The sequence below is a fragment of the Paenibacillus taichungensis genome, assembly GCF_003287275.1.
GTDB lineage: Bacteria > Bacillota > Bacilli > Paenibacillales > Paenibacillaceae > Paenibacillus > Paenibacillus taichungensis_A.
Genome location: NZ_QEVW01000011.1, coordinates 22060 through 47232, shown reverse-complemented (window position 1 = coordinate 47232; position 25173 = coordinate 22060). Strand labels below are relative to the sequence as shown.

Here is a 25173-nt window from a genome sequence, read left to right as displayed (position 1 = left end):
TTTTCCACTACGTTAGCAGAATCGTCTTTCGATCTCTGTTATCCCCTGATTTCTTTGAACTTATCGTCATAAGTTGAAATCATGTGATAAAGGCGAACGCTTCGCTTCTTCAGACTATTTCTGCTGCCTTCGTTCAGGGGTAAACGCCAAACTTCCCAATTTCATATATTGTGGCTAAGCAACTTATTTACGGGTAGCGATGACAGATGTACCTGTCATTTCTTCCGGTTTAGGCAATTGCATCAAGTCAAGAATCGTTGGAGCGATATCCGCGAGGATTCCGCCTTCACGCAGGGTAACGTTCGCATCTGTAACGATGAATGGAACCGGGTTCGTTGTGTGAGCCGTGAACGGACGTCCTTGCTCATCGAACACCATATCCGCGTTACCATGATCCGCAGTAATCAGCACAACGCCGCCTTTAGCAAGAACTGCATCCACAACACGGCCCATGCATTCGTCTGTTACTTCTACTGCCTTAATCGTCGGCTCCAGCATGCCGGAGTGTCCAACCATATCAGGGTTAGCAAAGTTCAGAATGATGGCATCATGTTTGTCAGCTTCAATCTCGCGAACACATGCGTCAGCTACTTCATACGCGCTCATCTCTGGTTGCAAGTCGTACGTTGCAACTTTTGGTGAGTTGATCAGCACACGTGTTTCGCCTGGAAGCTCAACATCACGGCCGCCGCTGAAGAAGAAGGTTACGTGCGGGTATTTCTCGGTTTCTGCAATACGCAATTGTTTCTTGTTGTTTTGTACCAAGACTTCACCCAGCGTGTTGTCGAGGTTTTTAGGCGAGTACGCCACATAACCTTCAACGGTCTCGCTGAACAAGGTCAGACACACAAAGTGCAAGCCCACAGGGAACTTCGGACCACGGTCGAAACCACGGAAATCCTGGTTCGTGAATACTTGCGACAGTTGGATCGCACGGTCAGGACGGAAGTTGAGGAAAATGACGGAATCGCCGCTCTCCACCAAACCTACCGGCTGGCCATCCGCTTTAACGATAACCGTTGGTTCAACGAATTCGTCAAATACGGATTTTTCATACGATTCTTCAACCGCTTTAAGTGGATCAGTGTATTTTGGTCCATCACCATAAACGATGGCACGATATGATTTCTCAACACGTTCCCAACGTTTGTCACGGTCCATCGCATAGTAGCGACCTTGAACCGTTGCGATTTGTCCTACACCGACTTCCTCGATTTTGGCAATCAGCTTCTGCATGAACTCTTTACCGCTGTCTGGCATAACATCACGGCCATCCATGAAGGCATGAATGTATACGTCATTCATTTCTTCTTTTTTGGCGAGATCCAGCATAGCGAACAAGTGGTCGATGTGACTATGTACGCCGCCATCGGACAACAAACCATACAAGTGGAGCTTTTTACCGCTTTGCTTCGCTTCGCGAACAGCTTTAACGAGTGTTTCGTTATCGAAAAACTCACCGTCACGAATCGATTTGGAGATACGAGTCAAATCCTGGTATACGATCCGGCCGGCACCAATGTTCAGGTGACCTACCTCGGAGTTCCCCATTTGCCCTTCAGGCAAACCTACAGCTTCACCGCAAGCAGTGAGAGTTGTGTGTGGAAATTGGCTCATAAAACGGTCATAGTTCGGTTTTTTGGCTTGCGCTACCGCGTTGCCTTCCTCCGTGTTACGAAGACCAAAGCCGTCCATAATGATCAGCGCTACAGGTTTTGGAGCTGTCATTACTTCGCCCCCTCAACAAGCGCGATGAACGAAGCCGGCTGCAAGCTGGCACCGCCAACAAGCGCGCCGTCGATGTCGCTTTGTCCGAGGTATTCTGTTACGTTCTCAGGCTTAACACTGCCGCCGTATTGAATACGAACTGCATCTGCTACCTTTTGGTCGTACAGATCCTTCACCAGCGTACGAATGTAAGCAATAACTTCATTCGCATCTTGGGAAGTGGAGGATTTGCCTGTACCAATCGCCCAGATTGGCTCATAAGCGATAACTACTTGTGCTGCCTGATCCGCGGACAGACCTGCAAAAGCAGCTTCCGTTTGCACTTTGCACACGTCTTTCGTTTGATCAGCTTCGCGCTCTTCAAGCGTCTCACCAAGGCAGAAGATTGGAGTCAATCCGTGACGGAATGCTGCGTGCAACTTTTTATTGACAGTCTCATCGGTTTCCGCAAAATATTGACGGCGCTCCGAGTGACCAATAATGACGTAATCCACACCCAGGTCTTTCAGCATCACGCCGCTGATTTCACCTGTGAATGCACCGTTGTCTTCAAAATGAAGATTTTGTGCACCAATTTTGATGTTTGTGCCTTTAACGGCTTCTACCAGAGATGGCAGATTCGTAAACGGTGCGCAAATAACAGTCTCTACGCCTTCAACTTCCGCTTTTCCTTTAACTTCCTGAATGAAGTCATTGGATTCGGAAACCGTTTTGAACATTTTCCAGTTACCTGCGATAATCGGTGTTCTCATGGTTTTCAACTCCTTCATGCTATAGCTTAAAGCTTACTTGTCGTTCAATGCAACTACGCCAGGAAGCACTTTGCCTTCCATGAACTCGAGCGATGCACCGCCACCTGTAGAGATGTGGTCCATTTTGTCAGCCAATTTGAACTTCTCAGCTGCTGCTGCGGAGTCACCGCCACCAATGATGGTGTATGCAGATGTCTCAGCGCAAGCTTCCGCTACTGCACGAGTACCGTGGGAGAAAGGCTCGATTTCGAATACGCCCATTGGTCCGTTCCATACAACGAGTTTGGAGTTTTTAACAACGTCAGCATAGATCTCACGTGTTTTAGGACCGATGTCGATGCCTTCCCAATCTGCAGGAATGTCGCCAACTTCAACAATCTTCGTGTTTGCGTTCGCACTGAAGTCGTCGGAGATAACGATATCAACTGGCAGATAGAAGTTTTTACCCAGTTTTTTCGCTTTTTCAATGAAGCCCAGAGCTACATCCAGTTTGGACTCATCCAGCAGGGATTGACCTACTTCATAACCTTGAGCCTTCATGAATGTGTAGGAAAGACCGCCACCGATGATTACGTTGTCTGCAATGTTCAACAGATTGTCGATCACATCGATTTTGTCTTTAACTTTGGAACCACCGATGATTGCTGTGAAAGGACGCTCAGGGTTGGAGATTGCTTTGCCCAACACTTCAAGTTCTTTCTCCATCAACAGACCGGATACTGCTGGCAACAAGTGAGCGATACCTTCTGTTGAAGCGTGTGCTCTGTGAGCTGCTCCGAATGCATCGTTAACGAATACGTCAGCCAGCTCAGCAAATTGTTTTGCGAGTTCTGGATCGTTTTTCTCTTCGCCTGCGTGGAAACGAACGTTCTCAAGCAACAATACGTCGCCATTGTTCAGTTCAGCGATTTGAGCTTTTACTGTTTCGCCAACGCAATCATCCGCTTTAACGACTTTTTTACCGAGCAATTCGGACAAACGCTCAGCAGCTGGAGTCAAACGCATGGATTCAACCACTTCGCCTTTTGGACGACCCATGTGGCTTGCCAAAATAACTTTAGCGCCTTTTTCGATCAAGTAATTGATCGTAGGAAGCGTGGCACGAATACGTTTGTCATCTGTAATTTTACCATCTTCGAGCGGCACGTTAAAATCTACACGCACAAATGCCCGTTTTCCTGTCAATTCGATATCACGTACACTTTTTTTGTTCATCTGTATTTCCTCCGCACCCATGTATTTGGTGGACCAATCAAGGGCCCAAATCCCTTGTCAATCCTGGTGTTTTTGAGAAATTTGCAAAATGTTGATATATAAAGAGCGGAAACAATAGCATCTGTTTCCGCTCTATGTTATTGCAGATATTACTTGATCATTTTTGCAAAGTGCTCCAAAGTGCGAACCAGTTGAGCAGTGTAGGACATTTCATTGTCATACCAAGCTACAGTTTTAACCAATTGTTGGTCGCCAACAGTCAGAACTTTAGTTTGAGTTGCATCAAACAGGGAACCGAAAGTGATTCCTTGGATATCGGAAGATACGATTTCGTCTTCTGTGTATCCGAAAGTTTGTGGATCGGAAGCTTCTTTCATTACTGCGTTAACTTCTTCAGCAGTAACTTTTTTACCCAATACAGTTACGAGCTCAGTCAGGGAACCAGTAGCTACTGGTACACGTTGAGCTGCACCGTCGAGTTTACCTTGCAGTTCTGGAATAACCAAACCGATTGCTTTAGCAGCACCAGTTGTGTTAGGGATGATGTTTTCAGCTGCTGCGCGAGCACGACGGAAGTCACCTTTAGGGTGTGGAGCATCCAATGTGTTTTGGTCGCCAGTGTAAGCGTGAATTGTAGTCATCAAACCTTGAACGATTCCGAATTTGTCTTGCAGTGTTTTTGCCATAGGTGCCAGGCAGTTTGTTGTGCAAGATGCGCCGGAAATTACAGTTTCAGTACCGTCGAGGATTTCATGGTTTACGTTGTAAACGATGGTTTTCATGTCGCCAGTAGCAGGTGCGGAGATAACAACTTTCTTAGCTCCACCTTTCAAGTGTTTCTCAGCTGCTTCTTTAGTTGTGAAGAAACCAGTACATTCCAGAACGATATCTACGCCCAGGTCGCCCCAAGGAAGTTCTTCTGGGTTACGGTTAGCCAATACTTTAACTTCTTTGCCGTTCACTTTGAAGAAGCCATCGTGTACTTCAACATCGCCATCGAAGCGACCTTGAGTTGTATCATATTTGAGCAAATGAGCCAGCATTTTAGCATCAGTCAAGTCGTTGATTGCTACAACTTCAATGCCCTCTACATTTTGAATACGGCGGAATGCCAAACGACCAATACGTCCAAAACCGTTAATACCTACTTTAATCATGAGTAAGTTCCTCCCAAGTTTTGATTGATTTTTTTATGAAGCTTATATATTCAAGACAGACGGTGAAGTCCGTCAAGACAACAATGGTTGTGGTGCAAAATAAAACCTTATTCCATTTCGGCGACGATGACTTCAGCAGCAGCCTCATCAATAATCAGAATATCTTCCTGACCAAATCTCAGAACAGAGTGTATGGCAGCAGCCTTGCTCTTGCCACCTGCAATCCCAATCACGACATCGGTTCGTTCAATATCCTGGAGTCGCATGCCCAGCGTAAGCATGGTATGTACCACCTCACCCTGATCATTAAAGTAATAACCGAAGGATTCCGATACGGCCCCTTGCTCCTGAAGTTCATCTATGATCTCTGTCGCAAGTTTGCGGCGCCGTGCCATCTCTACGGCATCACCGATTCCATGAATGACGATTCGCGATTTTCGGATCAGCTGCAGAATCTCCTGAACACTCGGGTCCTGGATTAATGATTCATAGGCATGATCACTAAGCAAATCCGGTACATGCAGGAGTTTGTATTGAGCCCCTACCCGTTTTGCCATCGTGGATGCAATCGTATTGGCCTGAATTTCGAGACTTTCTCCCAGCCCACCGCGTGCCGGTACGAACCAGACACCTTTTAGCGATGTTGGTGGAGTCAGTTGCTCTGCGACTTCAGCCGTTGTTGAACCGCCAGTTACGGCGACAACATCGTTATCACTCATAATATTACCCAGAGCCTTCGCTCCGGCTCTGCCCAGTTCCCGTTTGGCAAATGGAGAAATGTCCGAATCGCCGGGAACCACAACTACCTTTTGCAGACCGTAGGCTTGCTTGATGCGTTCTTCCAGTTCGGATAATCCAAACAGCTCTTTGGCGACGGGTTCCAACTGCTGCAGCAATTCATGCCCTGCCTCACTGATCTTCATGCCTGCACTGTCAATTTCAATAAGTCCCTGAGCCTTTAACAAATCGGTCTCAGCCCTCAGAACCCGCTCGGTCATCTGCATGGAATTAGCTAACGTTCTTCGTCCGATCACATCCGATAACATGATCTGGCGCAGAATCGTATACCTCTTCTTCAAGACATCCATGAGATCAGGCAGAAGCTGCTTTTGCACTTCTAAAATCGTTCGCATGCTTTCCACTCCCGCAAGCTTCTCGTTCCAAGCTTTCTTTCATGGCCCTAAAACGTCCCGGGTTAACTTTTTAAGTCCCACGTCTATTCTACCTAAAACTGACGCGACATGCAAGTGTTTCGAATCGTTATTTCGACACATTTCAGGCGTTTGTACGCGCCTATTTTCACAATGTCAATCTCCCATGATCGAGAACAATCTGTTCCATACCATATATAGAAGCAAAGTGAAAATCACATCTATATATTGCTTACTGTCGTTTTTCATATGGCAAGTCCAAAACCTCTTTTAGCATTTACTTATTTGCGTTCTTTATCCACTTATCTTCATCATGATCATCTTCAGCGTATTCCAAACCAACACGGCGAACATCTGCTTGCAATTCAATTATTCATGAGCTATAATCATTATTGCTGTCACATATTTGAAACTTCTATTTCAAAACTGCTTTTATGCAACTATGTTTACAGCAATAATCAATGTGCGCCCGTGGTCCAATGGATATGACGTAGGCCTCCGAAGCCTGAGATCCAAGTTCGATTCTTGGCGGGCGCGCCATTCTTAATTAGCAGCTCATAACCCTTTTAACCAATGAAACCGAATAGGTTTCTTTTTTTTCAAACTTAGTTTGACTTTCTTTGACTTTTTGTTTGAAATTGTTTATGATGTGGGTAATACGGTAACAGTTTATATATAAACACCAATTTAACATTTACATTTCCGAGGAGGTTTTTCACGTGAGTTATATTCCAATGGTCGTTGAACAGAGCAACCGCGGTGAGCGCGCCTATGACATCTATTCCAGATTGCTGAAGGATCGCATCATCTTCCTTGGCAGTGATGTAAATGACGTTGTGGCGAATGCCATCATGGCACAGATGTTGTTCCTAGCTGCGGAAGATCCGGAGAAAGACATTCACTTATACATCAATAGCCCAGGCGGATCCATTACAGCCGGTATGGCAATTTACGATACAATGCAATTCATCAAACCGGATGTATCTACCATCTGTGTCGGTATGGCAGCTTCCATGGGTGCATTCCTGTTGAACGCAGGTGCCAAAGGTAAACGTTTTGCATTGCCTAACAGCGAAATTATGATTCACCAACCACTTGGTGGTGCGCAAGGTCAGGCTTCGGACATCGAAATTCGTGCCCGCCGCATCCTGAAAATGCGTGATACCTTGAACCGTATCATCGCTGAGCGCTCAGGCCAACCGCTGGAGCGTATCGAGAAAGACACAGATCGTGACTACTTTATGAGTGCTGCTGAAGCTGCTGATTACGGTATCATCGATAAAGTCATCGAAAACGTAGGTTCCCAAGGCATCTAAGCCGAGGCGAATCACCAATTAAACGGATATACCATATAGCCAACTCAAACGGCAACGCCAGTTGAGTTGGCCATATGAAAAAAGGACGCTCTCGTCAATATGACGTGGGCGTCCTTTTTTTGAGGATAATTTAAGATTGCATGATACAAATTCAATCGATTCACTTAACTTTCATATCATTACGCTAGCAATAAGCCCAACACATACTTTACTTGTTGGCTGTTAAGCCACTAAATGGCGCTGTGCCTTTAGGCAGCAACTCTTTGTACGTGAACGGGAATTCCGGGAAGCCTTCCGCATAAGCTGTGTACTCATACAACTGGAAGAATACAACTACACCTGTTGGTGTTACATAGAAGTCCTGATCTTTATTCAGGCCTTTGTAGCCTTCAAGGTAGCCACCACGAGCTTTAAGCTGATCTCCCACTTTTTTGCTTACTGTCTCACGCACGGTTTTGTTATTTTGAATCACATCATCCAGACTCAGTTCCTTACCGGAATCCAGGGCAAAGGTGTGTCCTGAACGAGTCGTCATACCATGTGCACCAGCATAGTCCTCATAACGTTGAGTAACCAGACCCAACACACCATTTTCGTTGTACGTCACCACATAAGTGCTCTCAAATGCATATGGACGGTTCGCTGCCGCGTCGCCAAATTCCTTGGTTTGTTTTTTGAAATCTGCTACAAAAACATCAACTTCATCTTTCAGCACCTTGTTGATAGCTGCTTCTGCCTTATCGTTTGCCAGTCCGCTCACCTGAGGATATTGAATATCCACTTCAGCGTTCTTGATGCTGACTTTTACTGTTGCCGCTTTGACTGTCACGCTATTTTGCTTCACTTTGCTCAGCGTTAGTGTCTTGGCTTTTCCATCCCAGTTGCCCTGAACTCCCAAATAATCTCTCATTGCAGAAAACGGAATGTACAAACGGCCATTGATCAGTTTTGCTTCCACTTGCGGATAGTAGTTATTAACTCTAACACTCGGTGCCCCATCGATCATGCTGATGGTCATTGTATTATTAGCTGCCGTTAAGGAGTACTCCTTAGCTTTCGCATCATATTTCAAGCTTCCACCTGCAACATCTTTCACTGCGGTAAGCGATACCCAAGTAGATCCACTTTGAAGGAGTCCTTTTTGAGTAAGTGTTTTACCTCCTGATTTCAGAGTTACCTCTGTAGGTGTTGTCACTTTTGTCGATACCGAAGCTGCCTGTACGGAACTATCCTGCCATACAGCCCCGCTCCCCACAATAATTCCAGCCGCCAGTAGTGCACTTGTCCATTTTTTCCATGATGTCATATATAAAACTCCTCTCTTGAATTCAAATTTGAGTGTCATTGCGTATGTATCCTGATTTGATCGTATGCCTCATACGCTCACCTCTTTATTATAATTAACCCAATTCCGGAAAGGTTTACAGCTCCAGTTACAATGTTGTTCGATCCAGATGCCTATAATGAAGGTTTTGTTACGAACAAATGGACAAAAAAGATACCAAAAAACAGCAATTTAATTCGTCATATTTCATCTCTTCTTTTCAAACTTCATCAAAGTCCGCCTTTATAACAAAAAAGACGCTGTCCATCGGACAACGTCTTTGTCATTATTGCCTTTCGCCCGCTCAAGCATATCTTTAACGGACATCCAGCCTTTATTTACTTCGCTTATTTCATTTCATAAGTAATATTCAGCGTTGTGCTTACTTTAACCTGTCCTGTTTCAATTTCTGTGCTACCAGCAGAATCAGCTGACGCTTTGGACATCAGAGCCTCACTTGCATAGAACACAGGTACATTGGCATCACCTTGGCTTACGGATAGAACAGCACCCAATTGACGTTTAACCGCTTTTGCAATAGCTCCAGCTTTTACATCCGCATTGGCAACAGCTTTCTCAATTACTTGAGCTTCAAAGCTTTCCGGTTTTTCTACCGTAAAACGAACATTTTCAATATTGTTGGCACCAGCTTGGGATGCAGCATCCAGGAGTTCACCAATCTTATCCATCTCCCGGTACGTTACAGTCAATGTGTGATGAGCTGTGTACCCTTTGATCTTCTGTCCGTCTTTTTCACTATACGTGTAGTTAGGCTGTACGTAGAACTGGCTGGTTTGAATATCATCTGCACTGATTTTCCACGTATTTTTCAGCAGATTGCTAACCTTTTGAATTTTAGCTGCATTCGCTTTTTGAGCAGAAGCTGCCGTATCTGCCGTACTGTTCACTCCAATGGAAAGATAAGCGATGTCAGGCTTCACCTGAATCTCACCTGTACCCACAACGTTAATCACGTTTTGCTGTACCCCCTGTACCTCAGCAGCATACGCATAATTACTAGGTGCCACCCACGCAGTACCTCCAACAAGCAATGTCCCTGCAACCATCACCGCGCCCAGCGGTTTCATCCATAGTTTACCCATTACGTTAGCCTCCTTAAGTTTTAACATCTCAAACTCAAATCGATTTGATACCTAACAGACGGGCTTAATTCCAGAATGTTGCACTTGACAGTCTAAAAACGCAAAAAAGCCCCTTTCGGGACTTCTTCATTGGGTTCAAATCATATCTTATTGGTTCTCAAGCTCTTCCTTGCTTACCAGACTAACTAAAGCGTTTACAGCCTGTTCGGCGTCCGCGCCTTCTGCACTAATCTGGATTTCCGTACCAGTACTGATTGCAAGGCTCATGATCCCCATGATACTTTTTGCATTTACTTTTTTGTCGTCCTTCTCGACGAACACTTCAGATGAGTACTTATTCGCTTCTTGAACGAACAGTGCCGCAGGTCTGGCATGGAGACCCGTTTTCAAACGGACAACTACCGGGTGCTTTGTCATGGAAACTTACCCCCTATTATGAAATCTGGACATTAAATACACAATTATATTTATAACATTATACCATATAACCAGAGCAGGACACTAGAAGAAAAAACTCAGGGTGATTGGATGTCATTATTATGACCCATTTTAGCCTTTTTACATCACCTCATTACACCTGAGCAGTTCTCCAAGATCCTTACAGGCTGACTTTAAGCTGGCCTTTTGGTGAAAACTAAAGCAATCAGTTTTGCCAGCAGCCCTACCCTTAATTTAACCGTAACGCTCGGTACGAACCTTCTCTGCCAGTTCATCAATCTTGCGAAGCCGGTGATTCACTCCGGACTTGCTGACTGTACCCTTAAGCAGTTCGCCTACTTCCTTCAAGTTAATATCCGGATGGGCGAGTCTGACTTCGGCTACTTCACGAAGCTTTTCGGGCAACGATTCTAAACCAACTTCCTTTTGCAGCAGTCTGATGTTATCGATCTGTCTGACGGCTGCTCCAATCGTTTTGTTCAGGTTCGCCGTCTCACAATTGACGATTCGGTTGACGGAATTACGCATATCTCGCATGATACGCACATCCTCGAACTTGAAAAGGGCCTGATGTGCACCAATGATACTGAGCAGCTCAATGATTTTCTCGCCTTCCTTAATGTATAGGATGAATCCTTTTTTACGTTCTATACACCGGGCATTGAGATGAAATTCATTCGCCAGATCCACCAGGGCCTGACAATGCTCCTCATACATGGATGCAATCTCCAGATGGTAGGATGAACCCTCGGGATTGTTGACTGATCCTCCCGCCATAAATGCCCCTCGAAGATAAGCACGTTTACAGCAGTTATTATTGAACAGCTCCCCACTGATTCCGGGAGTAAACAAAAACCCTTCCGAAACAATGTACAGATCTTTTAAAATCTCCTGTACCATGGTTGGAATCCGAACAATATATACATTGTTCTTTTTCAGCCGCATTTTTTTGCGGACAAGCAATTCCGTATGCACTTGAAAATGCTTTTTAAGCAGAGAGTATGCCCGTCTTGCAATGGCGGCATTCTCCGTCGAAATATCCAAGATCACTTTTTTATTCGATAACTGCACCGCACCAAGCATACGGATGAGGGCTGAAAGTTCCGCCTTTTCGCAGCACGGTTCGCTTTCGATCATCGTTAGTTCTTTTTTGGTCTGTGCTGCAAACGACATGGGACTTCACCTCTTCCGTAACATCCAATTTTGTACAAGTTGATAGATGTGATGGCTCAGCTTGTCGGCATCATGACGCAGATAAGTCCGGAATAGGACTAGTGTATCCGCAACGACTTGATAGCCGGCACTCTTCAGCACATCCATATCCAACACAACCGGTTTAGCTCCTTTTTCCGCATACTTATTCTGCACCTGCAGCGGAATATCACCATTATTTACAATGACATAGTCGAAAATTTGGTGTCCTACATGTTCATGTACCGCCTTGAGGTGGTCACTCACCGTGTAATTATCCGTCTCTCCCGGCTGTGTCATCACATTACAAATAAACATCTTCATTGCGTCCGCCTCAACGACAGCTTCAGCCAGCTTAGGCACAAGCAGATTGGGCAGAATGCTCGTGTAGAGACTACCAGGCCCAATTAGAATGGCGTCTGCCTGACGAATAGCCTCAACAGCCTCTGGCAACGGCTCCACGTGATCCGGTTCAAGGAAAACGCGTTTGATCCGTAAGCCAGCTTCAGGGATTTTGGACTCGCCCGTAACAATTGAGCCATCCTCCATCTCTGCATGCAGTATAACGGCCTGCCCGGCTGCGGGCAATACCTCACCCCGAACGGCAAACACGCGGCTAAGTTCCCGCACAGCGGTCACGAAGTCGCCCGATATATCCGTCATTGCAGCCAAAATCAAGTTACCCAGGCTGTGGCCTGCAAGCCCCGCGCCTGTATTGAAGCGATAATTCAGCATATCCGACAACAACGGTTCTACATCTGCCAGCGCTGTGAGTACGTTACGAATGTCGCCCGGAGGCGGCATTTGCAACTCATTACGCAGGATGCCCGAACTTCCTCCGTCATCCGCCACCGTCACGATGGCCGTGATGTCCAGCGGCTTCTCCTTCAAACCGCGCAGCATCACGGATAATCCGGTTCCGCCGCCCATGACTACTATTCTCGGACGTTCTCTTCGTGGTCCGGCTTCTTTCATCCCTTCACCCTCTTCAATGACGGTCCCGGTCGGCGTCGCGATGGCTCACGGTGACAGCCTCAGTTTCGCTGCTTCCCAACATTTTGCCCAAATATTCCGATATTGCTACCGAACGATGCTTGCCTCCGGTACAGCCGATTCCAATAATAACCTGGCTTTTGCCTTCCTTCCGGTATTGCGGAATCAGAAAATGCAGCATATCCAGCAGCTTGGTCAGAAACGCCTGCGTCTCCGGCCATTTCATAACATATTCGTATACATCACTATTCTGTCCCGTATTCGGACGTAAATGTTCAATATAATGCGGATTTGGCAAGAAACGAACGTCAAACACCAGATCCGCATCAATCGGAATACCGTATTTGAACCCAAACGACGTAATATTTACCGACAGCATATGGCTTTCCAGATGAGAAAAGCGGGATATAATACGCTCTTTCAGTTGAGCAGGCTTCATCGTACTGGTATTCAGTACCTGAGTGGCGGAATTTTTGAGTTCCTCCAGCATCTTACGTTCCAGCCGGATACCATCAAGCGGCATGCCCTCAGGAGCCAGTGGATGTCTGCGCCTGCTCTCCTTATAGCGCTGGACTAATACAGAGTCTGTCGCGTCCAGGAATAGAATTTCACAATGAATGGTAAAATGATCTTTAATATAGTTCAGTGACTCGGACAAAGCCGTAAAGAACTCACGACCGCGAAGGTCGATAACCAGTGCAACCTTGCCAATTTTGCCGTTCGATTGCTCAATCAACTCCGCAAATTTTGGAATCAATACCGGTGGCAGATTATCCACACAGAAGAAACCAAGATCCTCCAGGCTTTGTACTGCAATCGTCTTGCCTGCTCCGGACATGCCCGTAATGATAATGAGCGTGGCGCCTGTGCCCGGTGAAACTTCACCTTCAAGCATAAATGTCCCCTCCTTATCATATTGCTGTCGGATTATACTGTTACGAGGTTACTAGGAACGCAAGAGAAGACCAGCCGCGCCAACAATACCTGCATTGTTGCCAAGCGTTGCTTCAAGAATTTTAACCCCTTCTTGCAGCGGTTCAGGTGTCAGTTTCGCAAATACAGTCCGTACTTCATCAAACAAAATATTACCCGCTTTGGATACACCGCCACCGATAATGAACATCTCCGGGTTAATCACAGCCGCTACAGCCGCCATCGATTTGCCCAGATAGAACGCTGCACGATTGACGATACGCAGAGCAACTTCATCGCCCGCTTTAGCTGCATCAAATACTTCTTTAGCTGCAATCTTGTCGACGAGTGCCAGTGATGTATGGTCTCCACGCTCTACAGCGTCTTTGGCCATACGAATAATTCCGGTAGCTGAAGATACGGTTTCCACGCATCCCATTTTGCCACATCCGCACTGAATGGCCTCCAGATCAGGAACAACACTGACATGACCAAGCTCACCAGCCATACCGGAGAAACCTTGATAGATCTTGCCGTTCAAGATCAGTCCGCCACCAACGCCTGTACCAAGCGTATAGCATACACAGTTGTCCACGCCCTTGCCAGCACCTGCCCAAGCTTCGCCCAGTGCAGCCACGTTTGCATCGTTATCTATTTTGACTGGCTTGCCCAGACGTTCTTCCAAAATCGAACGAATGGCTACATTCCGAAATCCAATGTTAGGGGCAAGAACGATAATTCCCTCGCGTACATTGGTGAACCCAGCCACTCCTGCTCCCACACCTTCAAGCTGTTCCCAGCTGTAAGGCGATTCGGCAACGATATGACGGACATACTTTTCGATGTTGGCAATGACCGTGTCAACGCCCTTATCCACTTCAGTCGGTCCTTCATACGTATGCATAAGCTGACCGTGTTCATCACATATACCGACCTTGATTGCTGTTCCGCCGAGATCGACCCCAACGTAGATTTTCTCAGACATGCTACAAGCCACCTTTATCTATCTATAATAGTTTAATCCTACGTACCAACTATAATTGAAGGATACGCCTGGGTCAAGACGATAAGACCTTTGCTGTGATTAGCTTCCCCGCTATTGTGAACAACATCACAGGCTAGATTTGAATACGTATACAACCTCATTTGTCTCTATCAAAAACGCAGGCTTCATTCTTCCTCCATAGAGGAGGAAGCCTCAACTCATGATATTTCATATCCACTCGTTCCATGCGTAAAAGATGACAATTGTCATCTGAATCTAATGACAATCCTTACTAATCACGTCTAAGGCAGTTCGGTAAGATGGAAATATCTTATAGAACAGTACAAGGACGTGATTCAATATGAGCTCACCCGTTATAAAGCTTGAACAGGTATGCAAAAGGTACGGCAACAAAGAAGTTGTCAACAATATCTCCTTAGAGATCAACCGTGGTTCGGTTGTTGCGATCCTTGGCCCGAATGGCGCCGGCAAAACAACAACCATGAAAATGATGCTCGGCCTGTCCACAGCTACATCAGGACTTGTGACTGTGCTGGGCCAGAAACCGAATCACAAACAGGTTCGACAGAAGACTGGTGTCATGCTGCAGGATGTGAGCGTAATGGATGGGCTTACCGTTCGAGAGATTATACGCATGGTACGCAGCTATTATCCCGCACCGCTTCATGCAGATCATATCGAAGAACTGACGGGACTCCCTCCAGCCGACTTGAACAAAAGAGCAGAGAAACTTTCTGGCGGACAAAAGCGCAGCCTGAATTTTGCCCTAGCCATGGCAGGTAATCCCGACATTCTATTTTTTGATGAGCCTACAGTCGGACTGGATGCCGAAACAAGAAGACATTTCTGGGAACGAGTCCGCCAACTGGCACAGGAGGGCAAAACCGTAATCTTCACAACGCACTACCTCCATGAAGCAGATGAAGCAGCGGATCGAATCATTCTCTTTAACCGAGGTACCATTGTTGCAGACGGAACACCTGGGAATATCAAGGCCGGGATCACCATACGAACGATTTCCTTTTTAATTACGCATAGCATGTTTGCCAATGATGACGTATCCAACACGGAGATGGCAGCCGAAGCCGATGTCAGTGCACAAATTGAAGATTTGCCTGATGTCGATGGGATCGAGTATCACAAAGATCGTTGCATTCTGCACACCAAAAATACGGATGTGCTGCTCCGTCACCTCATTGAACGCCGGATTCCCGTTAGCGACATTCGAATTGAAACCGGACAACTGGACGACGCCTATGCAAACCTGATGGACACCGTGAAGGAGGAAAATTAATATGTTGATGCTTCTCGCCCAATCCCGTGTTGAAATGCTCCGCATGTCCCGCAATGTCTACTTTATTTTCTGGTCCTTGATGATGCCCGTCGCCTTCTATTTTCTTTATACACGCATATTCACTACAGGAACAACAGATTCTGAACAATGGAATGCCCACTACTTGATGTCTATGACCTGCTTCAGCATCATGGGATCCTCGATCATGACACTCGGTATCCGACTTGTCCAAGAAAGGGCACAGGGCTGGGTCGCTTACCTGCAAGTGACTCCGTTACCCTACTCGATTTATTTTGGAGGCAAAATGGTAGGACAAACGATAATGCACCTGTTTTCCATCATCGTCATCTTTACAGCCGGATTCCTGATTAATGGTGTATCACTTCCTCCTGCTCAATGGATCGGCTCCGCCCTTTGGATTCTGGCTGGTTCTCTCCCCTTTCTTGCACTTGGTACCTGTATAGGAACATTCCGACGGGTGGACACCGCCAGTGGATTGAGCAACGCTCTCTATCTGTCTCTGGCCTTGCTGGGCGGGATGTGGATGCCTCTTGACATTATGCCGAGCTGGCTACGACAGATCGGCAACTGGCTGCCCTCCCATAGCTTTGGAAATGGAGCGTGGGTTATTATAGCCGGAGGCGTGCCTGCCCTGCGAGATATCCTACTTTTGGCAGCATATCTGGTTGGATTTATGTTACTATCCACATATATCCGTAACAAACAAAGGGAGGCGTAATCTTCAAATATGCTTCAGCATTTCGAGCTTTTCCCTAAGCGATATGGCTTTTACCCGTATATATGGATGATCTACCTGGCTATGCCAATCTATTATTTGTGGAACGCACAGGGACATGAGTGGTACATCGGCGTAACCTCCTTCATCGTATTTATCCTGACTTATCGGCAGCTCTACATGACATCAGGTACCTCACTCTTTTCCTACTGGCTAAGCCTACAGATGCTTTGCGTTCTGGTACTAAGCCTGGTGATCGATCCTAATATGTTTTTCCTCGGATTTTTCACAGCCAATTTTATCGGATGGTACACGGAGAAACGTCAGTTCAGAATGTTTTTGGTCATATTCGCCATTGTCCAGACCATCCCAATTGCTTTAAAAATTCAATACCTTAGCGCTTATCGACTCATGTTTTTTGCACCATTTTATCTCATTATGCTTGCTTCACCCTTCGGGATCCGTTCCATGCTGGATCGACAAAAACTGGAGGCCCAGCTGGATGAAGCCCAGCAGCATATCAAGGAATTAATCAAACGTGAAGAGCGAATGCGAATTGCCAGGGATCTGCATGATACCATGGGACATACGCTCTCTCTGATCACACTGAAGAGTGAGCTGGTTACCAAACTCATTGTCAAAAATCCAGAACGGGCCCTACAGGAAGCACGTGAGATTGAGCGTACCTCCCGCGCAGCTTTGCGGGAAGTACGCCAGCTCGTCTCTGACATGCGGGCAATCAGCATGGTTGATGCACTTGCCGATGCCAAAGAAATGTTGAAGAGTGCTGATATCGAGCTTCAATTAATAGGAGAACAGCGCCTATTTCATGATGTGCCCGATCTAACCCAGAACATGGCGAGCCTCTGCCTGCTTGAAGCCGTAACGAATATTGTAAAACACAGCAAAGCCACCTGCTGTGTAATTAAGCTGGAACGAACTCATGAAGGCATAAGCATAAGGGTTAAAGATAACGGTAATGGTATTAGTCCAGATGATCATCAAGGCAATGGCCTAAAAGGCATGTCTGAACGACTGAACCTTATCGACGGCTCCCTCCAGATATCCTCAGACTCTGGAGGAACCGATCTTGTCTTGTCTTTTCCCCTGATCGCCACTGAACACCAAGGAGGAATTCGAGCATGATTCGTATTATGATTGCTGAAGATCAACGAATGCTGAGAGGTGCACTTGCCTCACTTTTAGACCTTGAAGATGATTTTGAGGTCATCGGTGAAGCAGGTAATGGAGACGAAGCTCTGAAGCAGATTGTTTCCCTCCAGCCGGATATATGTCTTATGGATATTGAGATGCCTGTGATGAGCGGGCTGGACGTAGCGGAACGCATACAACAACTCGGACTGCCCTGTCGTATTATTATCCTCACTACCTTTGCCCGTCCGGGATTCCTGGAGCGTGCCATCCAGGCCGGAGTACAAGGATATTTGCTTAAGGACGAGCCGAGCGATCGTTTGGCAGGAGCTATTCGTCGGGTCATGAATGGTGGACGAGAGGTTTCCCCAGAGCTCGTTTTCGGTGCCGCCAAAGAAACGAATCCGTTAACTGAACGTGAGAAAGAAGTGCTTAAGCTCGCAGCCACTGGTATGAATGCGAATCATATCGCTGCCTCGCTTCATCTTTCCTATGGTACTGTGCGCAACTACCTGTCTGAAGCTTTTAACAAGCTTGATGCCAAGAACCGTATGGAGGCCGTCAGCATTGCAGAGCAGAAAGGATGGTTGTAGAAACTAGCGCGCTCGGTTCATAAGCACCAACAATTGTACTAAATACATCCCCTTACATACATCTTCAAGTGAATATGGACAGAGAAAAACGCCTTCCCGGAACGGGAGGCGTTTCTCTACTTTTAAGAATATTGCATTAACCTATCCTTCAGCAGCTATTCAGCTACTGGTCACAACTTCGTTTCCACACGTACGGGCTCTTCCGTTTTTTCCATCTTGTTGACGTCCAGAATATCGAGCAGGAAGACAAAGATCGGAATACCGATGATAAGCCCCCAGATCCCCAGGAAATGTTGAGATAGAATCAGTACGATAAACGTGTAGAACATCGGTAACTTGGTTTTGTGTGCCATCAGCTTCGGATTCAGGAAGTACGTCTCCAGCGCATGAATAATGATGATCATAATGACCACAATCACGCTAAGCTGTAACCCACCCAGCTGATAACCGATTAGACACAGCGGAATCAGTGAGATGATAACCCCCGCAACGGGTACCAGACTCAGCATGAATACCAGAATAGTCAAAGCGAACAAATACGGGAAACCGAGTATCCATAATCCAAGAATCGTCAAAGCTGTATTAAACACCGCAATCAACAATTGAGCCTCGATTACTTTACCAAAAGAAGATACAAACTTGTCTCCGAGATAAGCCACTTCATTATAGAACCAGCCGATTTTGCTTGTTTTGAATTTGGAGGTAAACTTGGAAATCTCCCGCTTCTGCAACAAGAAAAACAGACTCAGGATGATGACCAGCAGAATGAACTCCAACCATTTGCTTAACGCAAAGATGTATTTCAATGCATCGTTGGTATAGTTTTTGATATCGAACGATTGAAGATAACCTGCAATTTTGGAAGCAAAATTATCCCCGTCAGCAGTATCAAGAAACTTCATGATCTCATTTGTTAACTGAACGACCTGATCCACGATCCGTGGTGAATACCTGGAGATGCCCAGTACAATGGCTGCAATAACGATAAGATAGAGCAGTATGACCACGACTTTATAATTAACCGGAAATAAACGATTCAACTTCTCTGTGATAAAATGCTGCAACCTGTTCATGACATACGTCACCAGGAATAACAGCAAAATCATGTGCAGCATACTCCCCATGCTGAATAGAACCAAACAAAACAACAGCAGAATCAGAAAACGCCGCACTGTTGCATTCTGTAACCAATCTTTTATCATTTCCCCCAAAGTCTTCACCTCACAGCTAATATGCCCATTATGTATACGATCTCATGCCCACTTTGGTTTCAAAAAAAGAGAAGCCTTCCGGCTTCTCACATCATGAGACTTCCCGTTGTCTCTTCTACTTAATTTATGCCAAACCATACCCTTTTCATGCTTACTTATCCAGTGTTTCGCTCCAGTCGTGTACAATGCTGCCTTCAAGGTATTTCTCGCAGTCCATTGCAGCCATACACCCTGAACCTGCTGCTGTAATGGCTTGACGATACTTCGTATCCTGAACATCACCGCAGGCGAACACACCCGGAATGTTGGTCTCGGTTGTACCCGGTTTAACGACAACATAGCCGTGTTCATCCAAAGTAATCTGGTTGCTCAGGAACCCCGTATTCGGTGTATGTCCAATGGCTATGAATACGCCATCCGCTTCAAGTAATTCTTCCTGTCCGGTTTCGTTATTGCGGACCTTAAGCCCTTTGACACCAAGAGCCTCAGGCACAACTTCGAGCGGTGTACGATTCAAAGCCCATTTCACCTTCTCGTTGCTGCGAGCCCGATCCTGCATAATTTTCGATGCACGTAATTCGTCCCGGCGGTGAACCAAGGTAACATCTGTTGCAAAACGGGTCAGGAAGCTGGCTTCCTCCATCGCGGAGTCTCCACCGCCAACAACGACGATCTTTTTACCACGGAAAAAGAATCCGTCACAAGTGGCACATGTACTTACCCCACGTCCCACATTCTCCTGCTCTCCGGGAATGCCGAGATAACGGGCCGAAGCGCCGGTAGAGATAATGATCGAATCGGCTTCCAGATCACCGATGCCTCCAACTTTAACCTTGAAGGGCGGTTTACTGAAATCCACTTCTTCCACCCAACCATTTTTGAACTCAGCTCCAAAACGTTCCGCTTGCTTACGCATATTATCCATCAGTTCCGGACCCATAATGCCTTGCGGAAAACCAGGGAAATTCTCAACTTCCGTTGTCGTCGTCAATTGACCACCCGGCTGAAGACCTTCGATAACCAGTGGGTTTAGATTAGCACGAGCCAGATATATCGCTGCTGTCAGACCCGCAGGTCCGGTTCCGATCACAATCGTTCTGTATTTAGACATATAGATACAGCCTCCTTAATAAGGTTGAGAGTGTGTTGAGTGGCGATTAACTTGCTATGATGAAATCCTACAGGCATGTCGGGACCTATTCGTTAAGTTTACCCGTTTTCCAGGCCTATGTATCCTTCACGCAATGAAGTCTATTCCAAAGCGAGAATTTTTAAGGACATTTATTGGACCGGTGGGTTGGAATTGCACACTTTATTAATTTGCCGTGCATATTTGCTGACTGTGGCAGCTGATATGCCATACCGATCGGCTATGCTTTGGTAGGTCACTGGACGACTATGAATTTTAGCAGCCAAATATTCCAATCCCGCAGCCAAGCCTTCAATTTGCTTCGTGCCAGGTACCTCCGGGTGTACGCGAGATACATAATCGGTCCACAGCCGCTCCATTTCTTGCTGTAATTCCGCTTTGGCCTCAGACATCTGTAACGCACGGTCCACGACCGCCTGCCAATGCGAAGAAGGTTTAGCCTCCGTTTGTTCCGTCATCGATTCCATCTTTGGAATCGTGCGCTTACTCAATGCAGTTAGCGGTCGCAGAACAGGAGATTCATCCTGCTCAGCTCCTTCTGAACCAAGACCGTTTAATACGGAACGAGCAGCTTCCACCAATTCCTGATCTTCACCAGGTTCCTGGATAAAGGATTGCAGTGCTTGTTGCACCTCATAATCACCGATCATGCCAAGCGCATGAATGACCTGAAGCTTGGTAGCCCGATCTCCATGTCGCAACGCCCAGAAGAAAGAGGAACGGATCAAGGGATCATTTTTCATCTCTTCAGGTATGCCGTTGCCATAGTTCTCCCACTGTCTGAATTGCTCGTCAAATGGCAGATGATAGTGATAACTTAATTTCTCAGGATCTTTTTCTCCCTGTCTCACAGCCTCAAGACCCGACAGATAATACCGGGATACTTCCGAACCCGGATCCAACTTGCCCACATGACGCCACAGACGTTCAGCTGAATCGTAACGTTCGGTATTATAAGCTGCAACTGCTGCATAATGTGCGAGGGCCGGATCTGCAGCGGTATCTTCATCCTTCAACAGACGACGGAAATGTACATAAGCCGTATCATGTTGACCCAGGATACCCATGGTGGTAGCCAGCTTGTATACCTGTTCGTGCTGAAAAGGCACGATGACACGCAATTTTTTGATCAGAAGCAGCACTTGGTCGGCTCTATTCTCGTTCTGGTGGAAGATCGCCAGATTACACAGTGCATGCAAATTACCTGGCTCCTGCTCCAGGACCTCGGCAATCGTATCTTTGGCTTTGGGAAACAGCCCCATATAATAATAGGCAAGCGCCAAGTTGTTGCGAGCAGCCAAATAATCAGGATAATCCGGTGACATGCCTTCCAGCAGCTCAGCCGCCTGTGCAAACTTTCCTTGCTCCAACAATTCTCGCGCCTGATCGTGCTCAACGACACCTTTACGTGATTTGATCCGGTTCAGTTTGGCTGGTCGATCCAGCTCGTAGTACAGAAGCTCCATCATCTCTTCGGCTTCCGTCATAAACTGACCCTGGGTATCCTCCTCCAAATACGTAACAAGCGCTTGCTCAGCTTCTTCAAACCGATCCATATTCGCATAATTGTTCGCCATGTAGAAATAACATTCCGTCATGGACGGATCTACCACGTCGAGCACATGCGCAAGAACGGCATTGGAAGCCTCGTAATCCCCCTTCTCTGATAATATACCCGCCATATTACAATGATTCACCGGATTTTCCGGTTCATATTCAACAGCTTTACGAAAATATTTTAATGCCTTGTCGACGTGATTACGGTCCAGCGAGCGGACAGCTCTCTCAAAAAAGAAAGAAGCATCCAAGTGAATCGGTATTACATTGGCAAGGTGTCCCTCAGCCCGCAGTAGCTTGCCCTTCATCTTCCAAGGCACCTCCTCTTTGCTTTCATTCATACTCTCCAGTATACCACATCTTAAGGCCCACTTCTCAATATGTAGTTTCATGTCGTTTATGCCAAAAATGCGCAAAAAAGATGACACCCCTCATCCCTTTCGAATGAAATGTCATCTTTTTGCATCATGTACTCTTCCTCATAAAGAGATTCATCAGAATTACAGCTTCAACGCCAAGGATGGCGAAAGAGAGATATCAACCGTTTTGTGGAAAGGGGTCATAAAGTTAACCAGCACAACTTTACACTTATCAGGCAGCTTCGCCTCACGTACAGTTGCCGCCAAATGCCCCACTTCGCCTCCGGTCAGCTCAATCCAATCATCTCCGCAGGAATAACGCAACGTGCCGCTCTTCCATAAATAATGGCCCTCATCCGTCTTAAGCAATTCCCCACGGGAAAGCTCGCCCTCGCTTCCGAACACGAAAGACAGCTGCACCATAATCTGCTCTGGCTGCTCTCCTGCCAGTTTTAGTGTCCAGCCATTTTCGGTTCTTACTACTTCAGTCTGTACAAGAAACGTCTGCTCATGGGTGAGCGCTCGACTCTGATGGGGCAATAAATACCACGGACTGATAGCTGTTCCCGCCGTCTCAGGCAGTTGGTTAATCGGGATCGGACCGTAGTAACCTTTCTTCTGTTCGCCCGTCAGGCGGTAACCTGCTGGCAATCGAGACATGTGCTGCATCGGCACATACCCTGGATTAAAATAGGAGGCCAACTGAACGGCCAGCAGACGTACCGCACCATGACGAAGGGCAAAGAATGAAGGCACCTCCGTCATGACAGTGGCACTTGTATTACCGGACCGAATACGTGCTACAGGTGCGCCGAATTCCGTATGCAACCGGCTGTGCGAGATGCGTCCATGATGACCTGCCGAATCCATTCGCTGTAAATAGTCCTCCCGCACAAATCGTTCATTCAGTATGATCTCGTACCGCTCAGGCAGCTGATCGCGTGCCTTACGTGCCTGCTGAAGCTCCGGCTCCAGCAGCAGCCGGACGAGTGCGTTGACCGAGCAGACGCCGGGATCTGTTAACATTTCCCCCGCCCAATCTGCCATGCCGGCAAAGATCGGATCACCATCCAACCGGGCCAAAATGGCATATGGCAAGTAATACGGTGATAAATCATGCACGCTCCCCAGATCCTGGCGACCTGAGTAATCCGTAACAACCTCACCTGTTGGATGTACAAGATACACCATCATGCGAAGATTGAGTCTCACCGATTCCAGCAATTCGGGACGGTCTAACAGGCGTGCCGCATGAATCAACATGATGTCGCTAACCGCGTTGTAGATTCCGTTGCTTCGTTCAGTCCACTCCCCATCAGGCGTAATGTCCATACCTTCAGTCAGCCACTGCTCTACACGCTGCACAGCTTCCTCCATGTCAAACAATTGATGCAGGAAACCGAGCGCCGCGCATAGCACCCAGCGATGATTCGGCGTATGACAGCCTCCAGTCAGCAAGACTGGAGCAGTTCGTTCCAGAAACAGGCGCATATTGTCCAACACAGGTTGCAATAGCTCCCAGTCCTGTTGCTGAAGAAGTTGGTATAACTGGGCATATCCCACGACGAGAAATGCAGTATCCGGTGGAGAATGGGAATTGGTCCAACCGGGGGAGATAGAGCCGTCTCCATGCTGATTACGTAGTACGTACTCCGATGCAAGCCGCAGACGATTTAACAGATCCTCATCCCGATAATAGATCGAATCCGGATTGACGAGTGCTGCACCCCAGTAACACATGTCCGTAGGTGTTCCGGTCGTATGGTTGACCCAGGCAATACCTGTAGAGGGATCAATCGTCCCTCCAAAATAACGGCTTTCCGAATCAAGCACTTGCCGTAATATCCCTTTTTGAACTGCTCTGTCATTGCTTTCCACCAGTTGTCTGTACATATCTATTCCCTCCAAACGAATGCATTTAACGATGTGCCAACGACCTGCGTTTGCGCTATGCCCCTTACATCAACCCTTGACCGCCCCAAGCATGGCACCGCTAACAAAATATTTTTGCAGCCATGGATAGACAAGAAGAATCGGTACGGTTGCGAAGATAACAGTGGCAGCCTTGAGACTTTCCGGAGTTAAAGGTGTACGGTTTGCCCCCTCCATCTGTGTAAGCTCGCTGACCATGTTATTCTGTACCATTTGGAAGAGCTTCAGCTGTAGTGGGTACAGCTTTGGATCATTGATATACATCAGGGAATCCTGGAAGCCATTCCAGCGTCCAACCGCATAGAAAAGGGCCAGAGTAGCCAGCACAGGCATGGATAAGGGCAAGATGATTTTAAAGAGCGTGTGTATATGTGAGCTACCATCAATTTCTGCCGATTCCTCCAGACTTTCCGGTATGCCCCTGAAGAACGAAATCAGGATAATCAGGTTAAACGGACTCACGAGACCCGGCAGAATCAGTGCCCAAACCGAATTGAGCAAGTGCAGGTCACGAATGAGCAAGTACTCGGGAATGATCCCGCCACTGAAGAACATCGTAATGATGATCACATACATGAAGAGCTTGCGACCTTTCAATTTTTTCTTGGTCAGCGGATAAGCCGCAGCGAGCGTGAACATCATGCACAGCACTGTAGTGGCGATCGTAAGAACAGTCGTATAACCGAGTGAATAGATCATTGATTGATCAGAAAACACCTGAATATACGCATCCCAATTGAATTCTTTGGGGAATATGGTCACTTCACCCGATGTAATTGCCCGGTTCGAACTGAACGATATCGCAATCGTGTGCAGAAATGGAGCCAGACAGAATATAACAAACAGGGTGATAAAGGAGATATTAACGATATCAAAAATCCGGTTTGAGGTGCGTTCACTCAT

The 25173-nt window shown here is 46.8% G+C and carries 22 protein-coding genes and 1 tRNA gene; 6 read left to right on the top strand and 17 right to left on the bottom strand.

Going from position 1 to position 25173, the window contains the following annotated elements:
• Window positions 1-183: 183 nt before the first annotated feature.
• The 5 genes from gpmI to DC345_RS17970 all read right to left on the bottom strand — a co-directional run bounded on the left by gpmI (window position 184) and on the right by DC345_RS17970 (window position 5985).
• On the bottom strand, window positions 184-1728 hold the full coding sequence (gene gpmI / locus DC345_RS17990; RefSeq protein ID WP_113054228.1) for a 2,3-bisphosphoglycerate-independent phosphoglycerate mutase: 1545 nt from the start codon (window positions 1726-1728) through the stop codon (window positions 184-186).
• Window positions 1728-2480, bottom strand: coding sequence for a triose-phosphate isomerase (tpiA, locus tag DC345_RS17985; protein WP_063566490.1), 753 nt, complete (start codon window positions 2478-2480; stop codon window positions 1728-1730). Before tpiA ends, gpmI begins: the two co-directional genes overlap by 1 nt.
• A 33-nt stretch (window positions 2481-2513) precedes the next feature.
• On the bottom strand, window positions 2514-3695 hold the full coding sequence (locus tag DC345_RS17980) for a phosphoglycerate kinase (protein ID WP_113054227.1): 1182 nt from the start codon (window positions 3693-3695) through the stop codon (window positions 2514-2516).
• 149 nt (window positions 3696-3844) lie between these two features.
• Window positions 3845-4852, bottom strand: coding sequence for a type I glyceraldehyde-3-phosphate dehydrogenase (gap, locus tag DC345_RS17975; protein WP_056695277.1), 1008 nt, complete (start codon window positions 4850-4852; stop codon window positions 3845-3847).
• A 107-nt stretch (window positions 4853-4959) separates the two neighbouring features.
• Complete coding sequence (locus DC345_RS17970) at window positions 4960-5985, bottom strand: sugar-binding transcriptional regulator (RefSeq protein ID WP_076291987.1); 1026 nt, start codon at window positions 5983-5985, stop codon at window positions 4960-4962.
• A 483-nt stretch (window positions 5986-6468) separates the two neighbouring features.
• Here DC345_RS17970 and DC345_RS17965 point away from each other — a divergent pair.
• Window positions 6469-6543 (top strand) — tRNA-Arg (locus tag DC345_RS17965).
• Window positions 6544-6722: 179 nt separating this feature from the next.
• Window positions 6723-7319 carry an ATP-dependent Clp endopeptidase proteolytic subunit ClpP gene (gene clpP, locus DC345_RS17960; protein ID WP_072735760.1) on the top strand — a complete coding sequence of 199 codons (597 nt, stop codon included), beginning with the start codon at window positions 6723-6725 and terminating at the stop codon, window positions 7317-7319.
• A 208-nt stretch (window positions 7320-7527) separates the two neighbouring features.
• Here the strand turns inward: clpP and DC345_RS17955 are convergent, their stop codons facing one another.
• The 7 genes from DC345_RS17955 to DC345_RS17925 all read right to left on the bottom strand — a co-directional run bounded on the left by DC345_RS17955 (window position 7528) and on the right by DC345_RS17925 (window position 14265).
• The gene (locus DC345_RS17955) at window positions 7528-8625 is read right to left on the bottom strand and encodes a stalk domain-containing protein (RefSeq protein WP_181586634.1); all 1098 of its coding nucleotides are present in this window, start codon (window positions 8623-8625) and stop codon (window positions 7528-7530) included.
• Window positions 8626-8990: 365 nt separating this feature from the next.
• Window positions 8991-9746 (bottom strand): SIMPL domain-containing protein, encoded by a 756-nt coding sequence (locus DC345_RS17950; protein ID WP_113054225.1) that lies wholly within the window; start codon window positions 9744-9746, stop codon window positions 8991-8993.
• Window positions 9747-9893: 147 nt separating this feature from the next.
• Window positions 9894-10163 carry an HPr family phosphocarrier protein gene (locus DC345_RS17945; RefSeq protein WP_017691248.1) on the bottom strand — a complete coding sequence of 90 codons (270 nt, stop codon included), beginning with the start codon at window positions 10161-10163 and terminating at the stop codon, window positions 9894-9896.
• Between the two features lie 255 nt (window positions 10164-10418).
• On the bottom strand, window positions 10419-11357 hold the full coding sequence (whiA, locus tag DC345_RS17940; protein ID WP_076291990.1) for a DNA-binding protein WhiA: 939 nt from the start codon (window positions 11355-11357) through the stop codon (window positions 10419-10421).
• A 6-nt stretch (window positions 11358-11363) separates the two neighbouring features.
• A complete protein-coding gene (locus tag DC345_RS17935) occupies window positions 11364-12350 on the bottom strand; it encodes a gluconeogenesis factor YvcK family protein (RefSeq protein WP_113054224.1) in 987 nt (328 codons plus the stop codon).
• Window positions 12351-12363: 13 nt separating this feature from the next.
• Entirely contained in the window at window positions 12364-13263 is a 900-nt protein-coding gene (rapZ, locus tag DC345_RS17930; RefSeq protein ID WP_053782949.1) for an RNase adapter RapZ, read from the bottom strand.
• A gap of 51 nt (window positions 13264-13314) precedes the next feature.
• Window positions 13315-14265, bottom strand: a complete 951-nt coding sequence (locus DC345_RS17925; protein WP_063566497.1) for an ROK family glucokinase — start codon at window positions 14263-14265, stop codon at window positions 13315-13317.
• Window positions 14266-14626: 361 nt separating this feature from the next.
• On the opposite strand from DC345_RS17925, the gene DC345_RS17920 reads away from it, so the two are divergent.
• Genes DC345_RS17920 through DC345_RS17905 form a run of 4 tightly spaced genes read left to right on the top strand, consistent with a single transcriptional unit; the run spans window position 14627 to window position 18061 of the window.
• A complete protein-coding gene (locus tag DC345_RS17920) occupies window positions 14627-15580 on the top strand; it encodes an ABC transporter ATP-binding protein (protein ID WP_113054223.1) in 954 nt (317 codons plus the stop codon).
• A gap of 1 nt (window position 15581) precedes the next feature.
• Entirely contained in the window at window positions 15582-16319 is a 738-nt protein-coding gene (locus DC345_RS17915) for an ABC transporter permease (RefSeq protein WP_113054222.1), read from the top strand.
• Window positions 16320-16328: 9 nt separating this feature from the next.
• On the top strand, window positions 16329-17462 hold the full coding sequence (locus DC345_RS17910; RefSeq protein WP_113054221.1) for a sensor histidine kinase: 1134 nt from the start codon (window positions 16329-16331) through the stop codon (window positions 17460-17462).
• A complete protein-coding gene (locus DC345_RS17905; RefSeq protein WP_113054220.1) occupies window positions 17459-18061 on the top strand; it encodes a response regulator transcription factor in 603 nt (200 codons plus the stop codon). The genes DC345_RS17910 and DC345_RS17905 overlap by 4 nt, the downstream gene beginning before the upstream one ends.
• 170 nt (window positions 18062-18231) lie before the next feature.
• Here the strand turns inward: DC345_RS17905 and DC345_RS17900 are convergent, their stop codons facing one another.
• From DC345_RS17900 to DC345_RS17880, 5 genes are all read right to left on the bottom strand, one after another.
• Entirely contained in the window at window positions 18232-19263 is a 1032-nt protein-coding gene (locus tag DC345_RS17900) for an AI-2E family transporter (RefSeq protein ID WP_113054268.1), read from the bottom strand.
• A 160-nt stretch (window positions 19264-19423) separates the two neighbouring features.
• Complete coding sequence (gene trxB, locus DC345_RS17895; protein WP_113054219.1) at window positions 19424-20383, bottom strand: thioredoxin-disulfide reductase; 960 nt, start codon at window positions 20381-20383, stop codon at window positions 19424-19426.
• A gap of 170 nt (window positions 20384-20553) precedes the next feature.
• Complete coding sequence (locus DC345_RS17890; RefSeq protein WP_113054218.1) at window positions 20554-22287, bottom strand: tetratricopeptide repeat protein; 1734 nt, start codon at window positions 22285-22287, stop codon at window positions 20554-20556.
• 192 nt (window positions 22288-22479) lie between these two features.
• Complete coding sequence (locus DC345_RS17885) at window positions 22480-24231, bottom strand: hypothetical protein (RefSeq protein WP_113054217.1); 1752 nt, start codon at window positions 24229-24231, stop codon at window positions 22480-22482.
• 69 nt (window positions 24232-24300) lie between these two features.
• The gene (locus DC345_RS17880) at window positions 24301-25173 is read right to left on the bottom strand and encodes a carbohydrate ABC transporter permease (RefSeq protein WP_113054216.1); all 873 of its coding nucleotides are present in this window, start codon (window positions 25171-25173) and stop codon (window positions 24301-24303) included.

Coding starts and splice junctions, on each gene's coding strand:
- DC345_RS17910 (WP_113054221.1), top strand. CDS start 16,329: ATGCTTCAGCATTTCGAGCTTTTCCCTAAGCGATATGGCTTTTACCCG.
- DC345_RS17970 (WP_076291987.1), bottom strand. CDS start 5,985: ATGCGAACGATTTTAGAAGTGCAAAAGCAGCTTCTGCCTGATCTCATG.
- DC345_RS17950 (WP_113054225.1), bottom strand. CDS start 9,746: ATGGGTAAACTATGGATGAAACCGCTGGGCGCGGTGATGGTTGCAGGG.
- gpmI (WP_113054228.1), bottom strand. CDS start 1,728: ATGACAGCTCCAAAACCTGTAGCGCTGATCATTATGGACGGCTTTGGT.
- DC345_RS17945 (WP_017691248.1), bottom strand. CDS start 10,163: ATGACAAAGCACCCGGTAGTTGTCCGTTTGAAAACGGGTCTCCATGCC.
- DC345_RS17905 (WP_113054220.1), top strand. CDS start 17,459: ATGATTCGTATTATGATTGCTGAAGATCAACGAATGCTGAGAGGTGCA.
- DC345_RS17900 (WP_113054268.1), bottom strand. CDS start 19,263: ATGATAAAAGATTGGTTACAGAATGCAACAGTGCGGCGTTTTCTGATT.
- DC345_RS17935 (WP_113054224.1), bottom strand. CDS start 12,350: ATGAAAGAAGCCGGACCACGAAGAGAACGTCCGAGAATAGTAGTCATG.
- DC345_RS17920 (WP_113054223.1), top strand. CDS start 14,627: ATGAGCTCACCCGTTATAAAGCTTGAACAGGTATGCAAAAGGTACGGC.
- DC345_RS17890 (WP_113054218.1), bottom strand. CDS start 22,287: ATGAAGGGCAAGCTACTGCGGGCTGAGGGACACCTTGCCAATGTAATA.
- rapZ (WP_053782949.1), bottom strand. CDS start 13,263: ATGCTTGAAGGTGAAGTTTCACCGGGCACAGGCGCCACGCTCATTATC.
- trxB (WP_113054219.1), bottom strand. CDS start 20,383: ATGTCTAAATACAGAACGATTGTGATCGGAACCGGACCTGCGGGTCTG.
- whiA (WP_076291990.1), bottom strand. CDS start 11,357: ATGTCGTTTGCAGCACAGACCAAAAAAGAACTAACGATGATCGAAAGC.
- DC345_RS17925 (WP_063566497.1), bottom strand. CDS start 14,265: ATGTCTGAGAAAATCTACGTTGGGGTCGATCTCGGCGGAACAGCAATC.
- DC345_RS17955 (WP_181586634.1), bottom strand. CDS start 8,625: ATGACATCATGGAAAAAATGGACAAGTGCACTACTGGCGGCTGGAATT.
- gap (WP_056695277.1), bottom strand. CDS start 4,852: ATGATTAAAGTAGGTATTAACGGTTTTGGACGTATTGGTCGTTTGGCA.
- DC345_RS17880 (WP_113054216.1), bottom strand. CDS start 25,173: ATGAGTGAACGCACCTCAAACCGGATTTTTGATATCGTTAATATCTCC.
- DC345_RS17885 (WP_113054217.1), bottom strand. CDS start 24,231: ATGTACAGACAACTGGTGGAAAGCAATGACAGAGCAGTTCAAAAAGGG.
- DC345_RS17915 (WP_113054222.1), top strand. CDS start 15,582: ATGTTGATGCTTCTCGCCCAATCCCGTGTTGAAATGCTCCGCATGTCC.
- DC345_RS17980 (WP_113054227.1), bottom strand. CDS start 3,695: ATGAACAAAAAAAGTGTACGTGATATCGAATTGACAGGAAAACGGGCA.
- tpiA (WP_063566490.1), bottom strand. CDS start 2,480: ATGAGAACACCGATTATCGCAGGTAACTGGAAAATGTTCAAAACGGTT.